The following is a 14,032-nucleotide window of genomic DNA, read 5'->3' on the forward strand; positions in this document are numbered from 1 at the left end:
GGTCGTCGATGCGGAGCAAACGCTTTGTAGAACACGGTCGCGGCTGCGGGACATCCGTGCACGGTGTAGGCGTGGTCGAGGATCGTGCCGAGTTCGGTCCAGCCGCATCGGCGATAGAGCAGGTCGCCGCTGCTGCCGGTTTGCCGCCGAGAGTCTGGATCAACCTGCGGGCCGTTCCGCCTCAAAGCGCGTGGCCAGGCGCAGCAACGCTGTTCGGGCGGTTCGGGCGTCGCGCGCCAGGGCCAGGAGAGGGGCGATCTGGCGCGGGTCGCCGAAAACCGAGCGGATGACGCGCCACGGGGCGATCGCGCCGCCCGGATCGAGGGCGAACAGGGCGGCGGGCGGCAAATCTCGTTCGGCTGGGTCGCAGATCGCCCGGACCACGACGAAAGGCAGGCCGTGCGCCGCAGCCGTTGCCGCGACGGCTCCGCTTTCAAGGTCGATGGCATGCGCCTGGGTCAACCCTTGAATACGTCGCTTCCCCACCGCGGTTGCGGCAATGTCGCGGCCGCCCAGGATGGTATGAGTGGTCAGTCCACCGAACCGATCGGCCAGCGACCGATCGGCCTGTCGCGTTACGCCGTCCGACAGCACGGTTTGGGGCACGATCACCTCGCCCGGACGCAGCGCCGGATCGAGGCCGCCCGCCAGGCCGAAACTGATCAACGCGGTGGCGCCGGCGTCGACCAGTCGGGATGCGGCGGCCTCTGCTCCGGCGGACGTGCCGCCGCCGGTTTCGACTGGATAGCCGAACCGGGTGGCGATGCGCGCCTCGGCCGCCAGACCGACGACGATGCCCGGCCGGCCTGCTTCGCTCAGATGCCGAACTCGGTTCGGCTCGCATTGCCGCGGCGAAGATTGCGGTAGCGGGCGAGCGCGAGCAGCGGGAAATACATCTTGTAGCCGTGGTAGCGCAGATAGAATACGCGCGGAAAGCCAACCGCGGTGTAGGCTGCCTCGGTCCATTCGCCGTCGGCCTTTTGCGCGTCGGCCAGATAGGCGATGCCGCGCGCGGTGGCCGGATGATCGGTCGCGCCCGCGGCCATCAGGCCCAGCACCGCCCAGGCGGTCTGGCTCGGGGTGCTGGTCTTGTAGCGGCCGTGCGGCGCGTCGCCGTAACTGTCTTCGTCCTCACCCCAGCCGCCGTCGTCGCGCTGCACCGAGACCAGCCATTCCAGCGCCCGGGTGATCGCCGGATCGCTGTGCGCCAGGCCGACGGCGTTCAGTGCGCACAGCACCGACCAGGTGCCGTAGATGTAGTTGGTGCCCCAGCGGCCGAACCAACTGCCATCGGCTTCCTGCTCGCGCCGCAAATACGACACCGCGCGCTGCATCACCGGGTCGTCGTCCGCCATGCCGATCTGCGCAAGAAACGACACGCAGCGCGCGCTGACATCCGCGGTAGGAGGATCGAGCAGCGCGCCGTGGTCGGCGAACGGGATGTGGTTCAGGTAGTAGTGGGTGTTTTCCGGCTCGAACGCGCCCCATCCTCCGTCCATCGGGCCGCGATCGGAGGACTGCATGCCGATGATCCATTCGCGGGCGCGCTCGATCGCCCCGATATGGGCAGGGTGGCCGTTGCGGTGCAGCAGCAGGCCGACCACGGCGGTGTCATCGACGTCCGGATAGTGCGGATTGTTGTATTGGAACGCCCAGCCGCCGGGCCGCAGATCGGGCCGGCGCACCGCCCAGTCGCCCACCACATCGGTGATCTGCAACGGACGAAGCCAGTCGCAGGCGGCCTCGGTGGCGACACCCGCCTCGGCGAGGGCATGGCCGGCGAGACTGGTGTCCCACACCGGCGACAGGCAGGGCTGGCAATAGGCGCGATCGGGCTCGGTCACCAGCAACCTGCGCACCGATTGCCAGGCGATGGCGGCGTTGGGGTGGTCGGCGGGATAGCCGAGCGCGTCGAACATCATCACGGAGTTGGCGATGGCCGGGTAGATCGCGCCGAGGCCGTCCTCGCCGTTCAGCCGTTCGGTGACGAAGGCGACCGCCTTGTCGATCGCGGAGCGGCGGGACGCCTTGGGAAGCAGCGGTTCAGCCACGCGCAGGGCCACATCCACGCCCTTGAAGAAACGGCCCCAGGCCGACCGATAGGGACCTCGGATCCAGTCTGTCACCTGATCCGGCGGGGTGCGAAACAGTTCGGGAATGCCGATCCCGCGTGGATTGCGCGCCTTCGGCCGCAGCGCCATCAGCACCAGCAGCGGCACCATCACGGTGCGCGACCAGTAGGAGACCTTTGAGAGGTGGAATGGAAACCACAGCGGCAGATGCATGATCTCCAGCGGCATCACAGGGACCGCCCGCCACGGCACCGCCTGGAACAACGCAAGCTGGGCGCGGGTGAAGACATTGGTCCGCTCCGCGCCGCCGGCGGCCAGGATGGCGTCGCGCGCGCGGCGCATATGGGCGGCATCCGGATCGTCGCCGATCGCCTTCAGCGCGAAATAGGCCTTCACGCTGGCCGACACGTTGAACGCGCCGTCATGGAACAGCGGCCAGCCGCCATGCTGGCCCTGGATAGCGCGCAGATAGACCCCGATCCGCGCCTGCAGGTCCGCATCGATGCGATCGAGGAAATGCTCGAGCAGAACGTACTCGGCCGGGATCGTGGCATCCGCTTCCAACTCGAAGACGAAATGGCCGTCCGGCTTTTGATGACGCATCAGCGCATCGGTCGCCCGGGAGATGGCATCGAGCAACGCGGGGTCTTCGACAACCGGGGCGGTTATCGTATCGAGGTCCATGGCTTCCCCGTGGGACTTTCCTGTGGGCTTCCTTGCAATCAGAGCGTGCGCAGAGCTTCCGCGGCGGAGCGGCCGGACCTTATGGCGCCCTCGATGGTGGCGGGCAAGCCGGTGTCTGTCCAGTCACCCGCCAGCGCGAGGTTGCGGGCCAGTGCGGTTCGCGGCTTCGGCCGCCTGATCTCTTGCTCGGCGGTGGCAGCGAAAGTGGCGCGCTTTTCCTTGACCACGCGGTAGGGCGGCAGCGTCCGCTTCATGTCGGGGTGCAGCCCAAGCGCGTCCGCCACGTTGGGCCAGACCAGCGCCGCGATCGTGCTGGCCGGGTCATCCACCATGCGGTTGGCGGCGCTGATGGTGACCGAGACGTGCCCAGGCTTGATGAACACCCACTCCGCGGTTCCCGACGTCAGGCCGATGAAGCCGGCCTCCGCCATCGGTCCGGCCGGACCGGCGGCGTGCAGGAAGTGGATGTTGAGGATCGCCTCGAACGCATCGGGGCCGACCAGGCCCGGCACTAGTTCCACGGCGACCCAGGGCGGCACGGCGAGCAGGACCGCATCGTCGGCGTCGAGAGCGATAGGACCGGCGGGGCCGCGCAGCGCGGTGATCCTGCGGTCCTCGATGGTCAGGCCGGCGATCCGGCGATTGAGCCCGATCTCGGCGCCGCGCGCCCGCAGGGTGGCGATGGCTGGGTCGATCAGCGCCTCGGACAAGCCGGCCTTCGGCAGCATCGCCCGGCACGCAGCCCCGCCACGCAGCAGCGTTTCGCGCATCACTTCGGCAAGCAGTCGCGCCAGCCCCTGGCGTGGGGGGGTGTTGAGGGCGGCGATGGCGATCGGCTCCAGCAGTTGCCGGTACAGCCGGCTGGGACGCATACTGTCGGCGACCGAGGCGTCGTCGCGGATGCGGGCGACGCGGGCCAGTTGCAGATACTCGGACGCGCGGGTTGCCGGTACGCGGCGGCCGGCACTGAGGATCCACCAGGGGATCGGGCCCCGGTTGGGGCGCACCGACCAGCGTTCGCCAGTCGCCAGATCCATGAACGGAAAGCTCGCGCGGCGCGCGACGCTGAACGCGTCGGTCGCGGCGACCTCGGCGATGTAGCTGTTGGCCGCCGAATTGCCCGACAGCAGCAGGTGGTTGCCGTTGTCGATACGCAGGCCGAGTTCCTTGTCGAGGTAGGATCGGCAACGGCCGCCGGCGGCCGGGCCGGCCTCGTGAACGGTGACCCGGCAGCCCCGAGCGGTCAGCGTCAAGGCTGCTGAGAGGCCGGCGAGGCCGGCCCCGATCACGTGGACGTGCGTCATCGGGTTGAGGCTTTGCCGCCTCGGCCGAAGCTACGCAAGCCGCGCCGGCAGCTCATCGCGACTGTGGTTCTTGGGAATGGCGCTCGGGCGAGGTTGAGGCTGGACATTGCCCGGAATCAGAGCAGACAGAGCGCGCGCAGTTCATGGCGCAGTGCCGCCGGCAGGCTGTCAAGGCCAAGGATCGCACCGATCGCGGGCAGATCGAGTGGCGCGCCGTCGGGATCGAGATAGCGCCAGCCCTGAAACGGCCGGGTCGGGCGCCCGGCCAGCGCTATGACCTCGGGGTCGAGGACGAAACTGGCGCAGGCGGTCTGGTCGTCGCGCTGGTCTTCTATGATGTCCAGGATGCGCTGGCGCGCCAGCATGGTGCCAGCGATGACCCAATACATCGAACCGCCGTCGATCACCTCGGCCCGTCGCCTGGGGAAGTTGCGCGTGCGGTGACGCAACGGCGGATGATCCCGCATCCGCGCGGCCTGCAGTCGGCGCAGATGTTCGGTGTCACTGACACCGACGGCTAGCTTGGTCACATGCAACATGGTGGGCGACTCGGTTCCAGCGATTTCGACATGCCAGTGTAGGCGCAAACATCGGGACACATCGATAGGTCGAAAATCCGTCGCGCGGTTGATTCAATGCTGCGGTGCAGCATATCGCTAAGGGCTGCGCTGCGCTTCGCAAGCAGGAACTGTGAAAAGGCTGCCGGCGGAATGAAATGGTCTTCCAAAGTAGGCGCGCTTCGCCGCGGAATCAGCCTGGCAACGGGTCTCACCAAGGCGAAACTGCACGCTGTCACGATGCCGCGGTCGGAGCCGTTGGCGCAGAGCGGCCGGTTGGCGGAATTCAATGGTTTTGGCGACAACCCCGCGCGGCTGCGGATGCGCGCCTATCTGCCTGCCCTGGCGGCCGGGCGTCCGCTGGTCGTGCTGCTGCATGGCTGCGGCCAGGACTCGGCCGCGTTCGCATATGACTCCGGATGGACCGATTGCGCCGACAGGCTGGGGTTTCCGCTGATCCTGCCGCAGCAGGCCGAGGCCAACAACGCCGGACGCTGTTTCCAGTGGTTCCAACCGGCCGACACGGCGCGTGACGCCGGTGAGGCCGGTTCCATCGCCGAGATGATCCGCGCCGGGATCAGCCGGTTCGACAGCGATCCGGGGCGGATTTTCGTCGTTGGGCTGTCGGCGGGCGGTGCCATGGCCGCCGCCCTGCTGGCGGCCTATCCCGATCTGTTTGCCGCCGGCGCCTCGGTCGCCGGTTTGCCGGTCGGGGCCGCCCACTCCGGCATACAGGCGATCCTGCGCATGGCCTCGGCCGGCCGGCCGCGGACGCCGGAGGCATTGGCCGCGCAGGTGCGGGCCGCCGCGCCGCGTGGCTTTGCCGGCCCCTGGCCGAGGCTGTCGGTGTGGCAAGGACAGGCCGATATGACGGTGGCACCGGAGAACGGCGCGCTGCTGGCGTCGCAATGGTGCGCGTTGCATCACCTGGCCACGCCGGCGGTCATCGAACAGTCGGGCGGCGGGCTGATCCATCAGGTGTGGCGGGATCGCCGGCAATCGGCGGTGGAACTGTGGTCGCTGACGCATCTGCCGCATGCCTATCCGGTCGGGTCACGGGTGGCGGTGCCGGGGCGGTTCATGGCCCAGGCCCCGGTCGATGCCACCGCCGAGATCACCCGGTTCTTCGGACTGGAACATGATCGCGGCGGGCGGAACCCCATCCCGGGTCCATCATCCGGTGCGGCAAGTTTCGGCCGACATAGTCAGGGTCTGGACTGATCCAACTTCCGCGGGCCTACTGCTAGGCAGGGAAGAAACGGAGCATCAAGACCATGAGTGCCGTCGCAGGCGCCGACATCCTCACGCCCGAGTCTGGTTCACTTGAGGAACGATATCGCGAGTCGGCGGCATTCCGTGCCGCCTCGGAGCAGACCAGGATCACGCCCACGCATATCCACATCGCCGTCGCCAACGGCCTGGGCTGGGGCTTCGACGGCATGGACGGGGTGATCTTCGCGCTGGCCTCCCCGTTGCTGATCAGGGATTTCTCACTCACCATCCCTGAGTACCGCTCGGGGTTGCAGATCGCGCTGCTGGTCGGCATCGCCGGCATGTTCGTCTGGCCGTGGTTGGCGGATCGCTATGGACGCCGGTCGCTGCTGGCGATCAACATCGCGCTGTTCTCGCTGATGATGCCGGTGCTGGCGATCTGCACCACCTGGGCCGCGTTCGTCGCGGTCCGCTGCGTGGTGAATTTCGCGCTGAACGGCGAGTGGTCGCTGGGATCGATGCTGGTGGCGGAGACCTGGCCGGCGCGGCTGCGCGGACGGGTCATCGGCATCAGCCGAGGCACGTGGTGCTTCGGCGCCTCCCTGGCGGGCGCGATCGCCACCTACATCATCGCCGATTTCGGCTGGCGCGCCGCGTTTGCGGTGCCCGCGGTGGTGTCGCTGATCGCGGTCTATGTGCGGGCGAAGTGCCCGGAGTCGCCATACTGGGTGCGCACGCAGGATCGCAAGGCCCGCATCGCCCGAGCCGAGGCAAGCGGCGTGACATTGTCGGCCGACGACCGGGAATGGGTCAGCAAAGCGAAACGGATCCCATTACGGCAACTGTTTCTGCCGGACATGCGGCACAGTACCGGGGTGGCAACCTTCATCGCCTGTTGCTCGACCACGATCTACGGCACCGTCGGCGGCTGGATGCCGCTGTATCTGGCGCAAGAGCGGCACTGGTCCACCGCGATGTATGGGCAGTTCTACATCTGGTGGGGGCTGGTGGGGTTCCTCGGCCTGCTCGTCTCGGGCTGGATTTCCGACCGCTTCGGGCGACGCCCCGCGTTCTACGTGATGCTGGCGGAGGGGGCGGCGTTTATCACCCTTTGGGTATTCGCCAAGACGAATACCGAATTGTGGATCTACGGGCTGCTGTGGAGTATCGGGTTCCTGGGTTTCTGGGGACCCAGCATGATCCTGACCGCGGAGGTCTATCCAACCCGTATTCGTGGCATCGGCAACGGGTTCTCCTGGTCGATCGCCTGGCTGTTCGGCTTCGTGCTGTGGCCGTTCCTTGCGGTCTGGCTGCAGCAACGCACCGGGTCGTTCGCCGCGGCGTTCCTGCTGATCCCGGCGGCGATGGCCTGCATGGCGCTGGGGGTATGGTGGTTCACGCCGGATCATGCCGGACGGGAACTGGATCAGATCGCGACCTGAGCAGAGGATCGCGTCGGGCTTTGGCGCGGCAAGCGTCCAACCAACTGAGGAGGCATAGCGATGGCCAAGGGTATCCTTCTGGTGGCGTTCGATTTCAGCAATACGCATCAGGATGAGTTTCACGACTGGTACGACCTGGAGCACCTGCCGGAACGTCAGCGCGTGCCAGGCTTCGGGTTATGCGAGCGCTGGATCAGCGTCGCCAATCCGAAACAGGCGGTTGCCAACTACGACCTTGAAAGCCTGGCTGTGCTATCGAGTGGGCCATACCTGGCCATTGCCCATGACAACCTGTCGCCGTGGTCGAAACGGGTTGGCCCGATGTGTACCCGGCTGATCCGCTTCGACGGTGAGCAGACCTTGCCCGGCAACGCCGACAGTCCGGCCCGGGCTGGCGGTCTGCTGGTGAATGCGATGAACGTGGTCCCCGAACACGAGGCCGAATTCAACGAATGGTATGACCACGAGCACATCCCTGCCCTGGCCGCCGTCCCTGGCGTGATGTCGGCGCGGCGGTTTCGCGATCCGAAGGGCACCCACCGCTATCTGGCGCTGTATCACCTGGCCACGCCCGAGGTGAGCACCGGCGCGGACTGGAAGAACGCGGCCGCGACGCCTTGGACGGAACGGCTGCGGCCGCATTTCCGCGATCATTTGCGGATCCTGTCGCGGCGTTATGTTCGCGGCGGGTAGTCTCGCGGTGGCTGTGATGACCTAGGGGCTCATCGGCGGCGACTTGTCGGGTAATCACTGAATAAGCTTGGCTTGAGACAAAGTCCGGGCGCTGACGGTACGGGGGCTCTCAGAGCCGCATCGCTTCAGGTTGAGGCGATGCGGCTCTATTTCTCTTCGGTTAAAGAGGGCGACTCACGTCTGAGGTTGGTTCATCCTCAGACGATGGCGCTCCAAAGGCTTTTGCTTGACCCACCAAAGGGCTGGCGCGGCGCGCGGCGCAGCGGTCAGAATCGGAGGTGGCTGACGATAAGATGCGACTCGACTCGCGGGGGTCGGCGAGTTATGTTCTTTTTATGTTCTCAAACTTCGAAATTCCCGCCAGACCAAAGCGACCAACTGAATCGACCGTCAAACCACAGGCTGTTGCGGGAGTTTCGCCTGCTGAGGTTTCGCCCGCTGAAGTTTCGCCGCCGCGTCCGGCGTCACCGGCGATCAGCCTGCTGCGGCAGCGGATCGCGCGGATCGAGCGTCGTCATGTCCGCGGGCTAGCGGAACGGTCGCTTCCCCTGGGCATCGAGGCGATCGATAAAATATTGCCCACCGGCGGCATTCGCCTGGGCGCGCTGCATGATGCCGCTTCGGCCGGGCCCGATACCGAACACGCCGCCGCCGCCAGCTTGTTCGCCGCCGGCATCCTGGCGCGGCTCGATGGTCCCATCCTGTGGGTGCTGCGCCAGGCCGACCTGTTCGCCCCCGGGCTTGCCGGTGCCGGGCTGCAGCCGGACCGGGTGGTGTTCGCCGAAGCCGGCAAGACCGTGCTGGCGGTGATGGAGGAAGGCCTGCGCCATCGCGGTCTCGCCGCCGTGGTGGCCGAACACACCGGGCGGCTGACCCTGGTCGCCTCGCGCCGGCTGCAACTGGCCGCCGAGCAGGCCGGCATCCTGGCCATCCTGATCCGTCGCAGTCCCAGTTTCGACGATCCGGTGCTGACCCAACCGAGCGCCGCTGTCACGAGTTGGCGGATCACCGCGTTGGCCTCGCCACCCGCCCTGCCCCACGCCCCGGATACGCCGGGCTTGGGACGCGCCCGCTGGCGGCTGGATTTGACACGATGCCGCGGCGGTGAACCGGGGTCCTGGATAGTGGAGGCTTGCGATGCGACGGGTCGTCTCGGTCTGGTTTCCGAGCTTTCCGACCGATCGTCTCGGGCAGCCTAAGCAAGGTCGGGGCGCTGCCCCGAACCCAGCCAAGGGCAGTGGCCCTTGGAACCAGGACTTAAGGGGGTTGGGTGAAAGGGGGGCGACCGAGACGGTTGCCTCCCCCGTGTTGCCCCCCTCTCACCCAACCCCCTTGAATCAACGGGATCAAAGGGGGCACGCCCCCTTTGCGGGTCCAGGGCGGAGCCCTGGCCTTCCTCTGGTGATCGCAACAAGCCGGGTTGTGACAGCGGTGGATGCGGTCGCGGCGGGGCTCGGACTGCGTGTGGGGATGAAGTTGGCCCAGGCGCAGGCCCTGGGGCCGGGACTCTCGGTGTATGACGCCAATCCGGCGGGTGATGCGGCGGAATTGCAGCGACTGGCGGCGGAGTGCCTGCGCTATGCACCGCTGACCGCCGCCGATCCGCCGGACGGGGTGTGGATCGACGTCACCGGCAGCACGCATCTGCATGGCGGAGAAACCCGGCTGCTGCGCAATGTGTTGCACCGGTTCCGCGACCAGGGTTGGGCCGCCCATGCCGCCGTTGCCGATACCCCCGCCGTGGCGCACGCCGTCGCCAGGTTTGGCGGTGGCGGCGTGGTGCCCCCGGGCGCGGATGTCATGGCAAAGCTGCCGATCGAGGCACTACGGTTGCCGTCCGATGTGCTGGCCGATCTGCGGCTGATGGGGTTCGAGCGGGTTGGCGCCTTGGCCGCCGCCGCCCGGGCTCCTCTGGTCCGACGCTTCGGGACGATGCTGGCATCGAGGCTGGACCAGGCGGCGGGGCGAGTGTTCGAGCCGATCCTGCCGGTCGTGCCGCCCGCGTTGATCCAGGCCAGGCTGGGATTTGTCGAGCCGCTGCTCACGGCGGAAGCTTTTTCATCCGTCATCGCGCGGCTGCTCGACATGGTCTGCGGTGATCTGGAACGGGCGGGTCTGGGGGCGCGCCGGTTGGACCTGCTGTTCGAACGGGTGGATGGATCGATGCGGGCGATCCGCATCGGCACGGCTCGTGCCGTCCGCGATGCGGGTCATCTCGGACGGATGCTGAATGAGCGGCTGGAACGGATCGATCCCGGATTGGGGGTGGAGGCGATGCGGCTGGTGGTTGCCGCCGCCGATGCCTTGGATTTCGTGCAAACCGCATCGTCGTTGGTCGGAGAAGCGACCCCCGACCTTGCGCCCCTGGTGGATCGGCTGGCCAACCGCCTGGGGCAGACGCGCGTCTACCGCGTCGCCGCGGTGCAGAGCGACGTGCCGGAACGATCGGTGCGCCGGGTGCCGGCGCTGTCGCGGATCGACGGCGGCTGGCCGGTGGACCTGCCCAGGCCGGTGCGGCTGTTGCACCCGCCACAGCCGGTGGAGGCGATGGCGCTGCTGCCGGATCACCCGCCGGTCGCCTTCACCTGGCGGCGGGTGCGCCATCGCGTGCGCCACGCCGATGGCCCGGAACGGATCGCCGGAGAATGGTGGAAGCGCGAACGCGAATGGGCCTCGGTGCGGGATTATTTCCGGGTCGAGGATGAGGACGGGCGGCGCTTCTGGCTGTTCCGGCGCGGCGATGGCAGCGAGGCGGATAGCGGTGACATGCGCTGGTTCCTGCACGGGGTTTTCTAGGGCGAATGTACACCGAGCTTCAGGTGACGACGAATTACAGCTTTTTGCGTGGCGCCTCGCATATCGAGGAACTAATCGGCCGCGCCAGCGTGCTGGGCATGAAGTCGCTCGCCGTCACCGACCGCAATTCGCTCGCCGGCATCGTGCGGGCGCACCAGCGGGCGCGCGAGGCCGGGATCAGACTGATTGTCGGATGCCGGCTGGATTTGGCCGATGGGATTTCGGTGCTGGTGTATCCGACCGATCGGGCGGCGTATTCCCGGCTGACCCGACTGCTGTCGGTCGGCAAGGGACGGGCCGGCAAGGGCAAGTGCGAACTGTACTGTGCTGATCTGGCGGCAGCAGCCGAGGGGTTGATCGCGATCCTTTGCAGCGACCCGACCGAGGCCAACATCCGTCGGCTGAAGGCCGGCTTCGGCGATCGGGCCTATGTGGCCCTGACCTTGATGCACCGGCCGAACGACGCAGTGCGGCTGCGAACCATCGCCGATGTCGCCGGGTCGCTGGGCGTCCCCACCGTCGCCACCAACGACGTGCTGTATCATGCCGCCGGGCGACGCATCCTGCAGGATGTGCTGAGCTGTATCCGCGAGGGCTGCAGCATCGATGAACTGGGGCATCGCCGGGAATGGTCCGTGGTGCGGCAGCTTCAGTCGCCGGAAGAAATGGTTCGACTGTTTACTCACCATCCCGACGCGGTCGCCCGCACCCAGCAGATTGCGCAACGCTGCCGTTTCAGCCTTGACGAGCTGTGTTATCAGTATCCGCATGAGGTCCACATCGCCGGCCTGACGGCGCAGCAGACCCTGGAGCAGCGCACCTGGGAAGGTGCGGCGGCGCGGTACACGGACGGGCTGCCCGACAAGATCCGCAATCAGCTTCGCCATGAGCTCGACCTGATCGACGGGCTGGGATACGCACCGTATTTTCTGACGGTGGACAGTATTGTCCGGTTTGCCCGCTCGCAGGACATCCTGTGTCAGGGGCGTGGGTCCGCGGCCAATTCGGCGGTGTGTTTCGTGCTGGGCATCACCTCGATCGACCCGACCCGCAGTGACCTGCTGTTCGAACGCTTCGTCAGTGCCGAACGCCGGGAGCCGCCCGATATCGACGTGGATTTCGAGCATGAGCGGCGCGAGGAAGTGATCCAATGGATCTATGACACCTATGGCCGCCACCGTTCGGCGTTGTGCGCAACGATCATCCGCTATCGCGGCCGCGGCGCGGTGCGCGATGTCGGCAAGGCGCTGGGGCTGACCGAGGACGTGACCGGCGCGCTGGCGTCCCAGGTCTGGAGCTGGAGCGAGGAAGGCGTGGCCGAAGAACACGCCGCGGCGCTGAATTTCAACCTGGCGGACCGTCGCCTGCGTCTGACCCTGGATCTGGCTCGGGAACTGATCGGATTTCCCAGGCACATGTCGCAGCATCCCGGCGGTTTTGTTCTGACAGAGGATCGTTTGGATGACCTGGTGCCGATCGAACCGGCCAGCATGGTCAACCGTCAGGTGATCGAGTGGGACAAGGACGACATCGACGCGCTGCGTTTCATGAAGGTCGACGTGCTGGGCCTCGGCATGCTGGGCTGCATGCGGCGCGCGTTCGATCTTTTGTCGGACCATAAACGCCAACGGCTGAACATGGCGACGATCCCGGCGGAAGACCCCGCGACCTACGCCATGATCCGCAAGGCCGACACGCTGGGTACTTTCCAGATCGAGTCCAGAGCACAGATGTCGATGCTGCCGCGGCTGAAGCCACGCAGGTTTTATGATATCGTTATTCAGGTGGCGATCGTGCGGCCGGGGCCGATCCAGGGCGACATGGTGCATCCGTATCTACGCCGCCGCGATGGGCTGGAGCAGGTGGATTACCCCACCCCGGAACTGCGCCGGGTGCTGGAAAAAACCCTGGGTGTGCCGCTGTTCCAGGAACAGGCGATGCAGGTGGCGATCGTCTGTGCCGGCTTCACGCCCAGTGAAGCCGATGCGCTGCGGCGCAGCATGGCGACATTCAAGTTCACCGGTGGCGTCTCGCATTTCAAACAGAAACTGATCACCGGGATGGTCGAGCGTGGCTACTCCGAGGATTTCGCCGACAGGACGTTCTCCCAGATCGAGGGTTTCGGCAGTTACGGATTCCCGGAAAGCCACGCGGCGAGTTTCGCGCTGATCGCCTATGCCTCGGCCTGGATGAAGTGCCACCACCCGGATGTTTTCTGCTGCGCGCTGCTGAATGCGCAGCCGATGGGGTTCTATGCCACGGCGCAGATCGTGCGGGATGCGCGACTGCATGGCGTGGAGGTGCGGCCGGTCTCGGTCAATCGATCGATGTGGGACTGCACACTGGAACCCTCTGGGGAAACCCGAGACACCGCCACGGCAAGCGGGACATACCACGCCGTGAGGCTCGGCCTGCGGATGGTGAAGGGGCTTGCCGCAACCCATGCGGACGAAATGATCGGGCATCGCGGGGACGGGTATCGCTCGATCGAGGACATCTGGCGCCGTCTGAGAGTACCGGTCGCGGCGCTGGAGAGGCTTGCGGAGGCGGATGCGTTCCAGGCGCTGGGGCTCGATCGACGCCAGGCGCTATGGGCGATCCGCGGTCTTTCCGACACCAGGCTGCCATTATTCGATAGCATAACGGTAACTTCGGGCGCCGAACCGGCGGTAACCCTGGCGGCGATGACGGCGGGACGCCAGGTGGTGGAGGATTACCGCAGCACCGGTCTTAGTCTGCGCCGCCATCCGGTCAGTTTTCTGCGCCCCGATCTGGCGGCGCGGCGCATCGTCCGTTGCGCCGATCTGGCGACGATCCGCGACGGCAAACGGGTGGAGGTTGCCGGTATCATCCTGGTGCGGCAGCGGCCGGGCAGCGCGCGAGGCGTGCTGTTCGTCACCATTGAGGACGAGACCGGCCACGCCAACCTGATCCTTTGGCCGTCGGTGTTCGAGGCGCAACGCCGTCTGGTGCTGTCGGCCAGCATGATCGCCTGTCGCGGCAAGCTGCAGCGCGAGGGCGATGTCATTCACGTGGTCACCGAACGTCTGACCGATCTGTCCGGACTGTTGCGAGGGGTGGGCGAACGCGATGAGGCGTTTCCCCTGCCGGTGGGGCGCGGCGACGAAGCCCGGCGCAACAGCACGCCGGATTCACGCGACAGAAAAATTGTCGGCAGCCGCGACATCTACGTGCCAGACCTGCGGATTTCCGGAGGCAAGGGGATCAAGGTACCGACGCGGGATTTCCGCTGAATATGCCGTTCGAAGCGT

Annotated in this window: 10 protein-coding genes; 6 read left to right on the top strand and 4 right to left on the bottom strand. The window is 66.8% G+C overall.

What is annotated here, in order from left to right:
- Positions 1–159: 159 nt before the first annotated feature.
- From ACQY4Y_RS26200 to ACQY4Y_RS26215, 4 genes are all read right to left on the bottom strand, one after another.
- Complete coding sequence (locus tag ACQY4Y_RS26200; RefSeq protein WP_428493720.1) at positions 160–924, bottom strand: hypothetical protein; 765 nt, start codon at positions 922–924, stop codon at positions 160–162.
- Positions 816–2,756 (bottom strand): squalene--hopene cyclase, encoded by a 1,941-nt coding sequence (gene shc, locus ACQY4Y_RS26205; protein ID WP_428493492.1) that lies wholly within the window; start codon positions 2,754–2,756, stop codon positions 816–818. The genes ACQY4Y_RS26200 and shc overlap by 109 nt, the downstream gene beginning before the upstream one ends.
- A gap of 38 nt (positions 2,757–2,794) precedes the next feature.
- The gene (gene hpnE / locus ACQY4Y_RS26210; RefSeq protein ID WP_428493493.1) at positions 2,795–4,060 is read right to left on the bottom strand and encodes a hydroxysqualene dehydroxylase HpnE; all 1,266 of its coding nucleotides are present in this window, start codon (positions 4,058–4,060) and stop codon (positions 2,795–2,797) included.
- A gap of 116 nt (positions 4,061–4,176) precedes the next feature.
- The gene (locus ACQY4Y_RS26215; RefSeq protein ID WP_428493494.1) at positions 4,177–4,599 is read right to left on the bottom strand and encodes a DUF1489 family protein; all 423 of its coding nucleotides are present in this window, start codon (positions 4,597–4,599) and stop codon (positions 4,177–4,179) included.
- Positions 4,600–4,770: 171 nt separating this feature from the next.
- Here ACQY4Y_RS26215 and ACQY4Y_RS26220 point away from each other — a divergent pair, with 171 nt between their 5' ends.
- The 6 genes from ACQY4Y_RS26220 to ACQY4Y_RS26245 all read left to right on the top strand — a co-directional run bounded on the left by ACQY4Y_RS26220 (position 4,771) and on the right by ACQY4Y_RS26245 (position 14,014).
- Entirely contained in the window at positions 4,771–5,838 is a 1,068-nt protein-coding gene (locus ACQY4Y_RS26220) for an extracellular catalytic domain type 1 short-chain-length polyhydroxyalkanoate depolymerase (RefSeq protein WP_428493495.1), read from the top strand.
- A 53-nt stretch (positions 5,839–5,891) separates the two neighbouring features.
- Entirely contained in the window at positions 5,892–7,271 is a 1,380-nt protein-coding gene (locus ACQY4Y_RS26225; protein WP_428493496.1) for an MFS transporter, read from the top strand.
- A 60-nt stretch (positions 7,272–7,331) separates the two neighbouring features.
- The gene (locus ACQY4Y_RS26230; RefSeq protein WP_428493497.1) at positions 7,332–7,964 is read left to right on the top strand and encodes a hypothetical protein; all 633 of its coding nucleotides are present in this window, start codon (positions 7,332–7,334) and stop codon (positions 7,962–7,964) included.
- A gap of 575 nt (positions 7,965–8,539) precedes the next feature.
- The gene (locus ACQY4Y_RS26235) at positions 8,540–9,163 is read left to right on the top strand and encodes an ImuA family protein (RefSeq protein ID WP_428493498.1); all 624 of its coding nucleotides are present in this window, start codon (positions 8,540–8,542) and stop codon (positions 9,161–9,163) included.
- Positions 9,164–9,365: 202 nt separating this feature from the next.
- Positions 9,366–10,760: a Y-family DNA polymerase gene (locus ACQY4Y_RS26240; RefSeq protein ID WP_428493499.1), complete on the top strand. Its 1,395-nt coding sequence runs from the start codon at positions 9,366–9,368 to the stop codon at positions 10,758–10,760.
- Between the two features lie 5 nt (positions 10,761–10,765).
- A complete protein-coding gene (locus tag ACQY4Y_RS26245; RefSeq protein WP_428493500.1) occupies positions 10,766–14,014 on the top strand; it encodes an error-prone DNA polymerase in 3,249 nt (1,082 codons plus the stop codon).
- The last annotated feature ends 18 nt before the right edge of the window (positions 14,015–14,032 follow it).

Origin of the sequence: Rhodopila sp. (genome assembly GCF_965277165.1) — a bacterium.
Classification (GTDB): domain Bacteria; phylum Pseudomonadota; class Alphaproteobacteria; order Acetobacterales; family Acetobacteraceae; genus Rhodopila.

Coding starts and splice junctions, on each gene's coding strand:
- shc (WP_428493492.1), bottom strand. CDS start 2,756: ATGGACCTCGATACGATAACCGCCCCGGTTGTCGAAGACCCCGCGTTG.
- hpnE (WP_428493493.1), bottom strand. CDS start 4,060: ATGACGCACGTCCACGTGATCGGGGCCGGCCTCGCCGGCCTCTCAGCA.
- ACQY4Y_RS26215 (WP_428493494.1), bottom strand. CDS start 4,599: ATGTTGCATGTGACCAAGCTAGCCGTCGGTGTCAGTGACACCGAACAT.
- ACQY4Y_RS26220 (WP_428493495.1), top strand. CDS start 4,771: ATGAAATGGTCTTCCAAAGTAGGCGCGCTTCGCCGCGGAATCAGCCTG.
- ACQY4Y_RS26225 (WP_428493496.1), top strand. CDS start 5,892: ATGAGTGCCGTCGCAGGCGCCGACATCCTCACGCCCGAGTCTGGTTCA.
- ACQY4Y_RS26230 (WP_428493497.1), top strand. CDS start 7,332: ATGGCCAAGGGTATCCTTCTGGTGGCGTTCGATTTCAGCAATACGCAT.
- ACQY4Y_RS26245 (WP_428493500.1), top strand. CDS start 10,766: ATGTACACCGAGCTTCAGGTGACGACGAATTACAGCTTTTTGCGTGGC.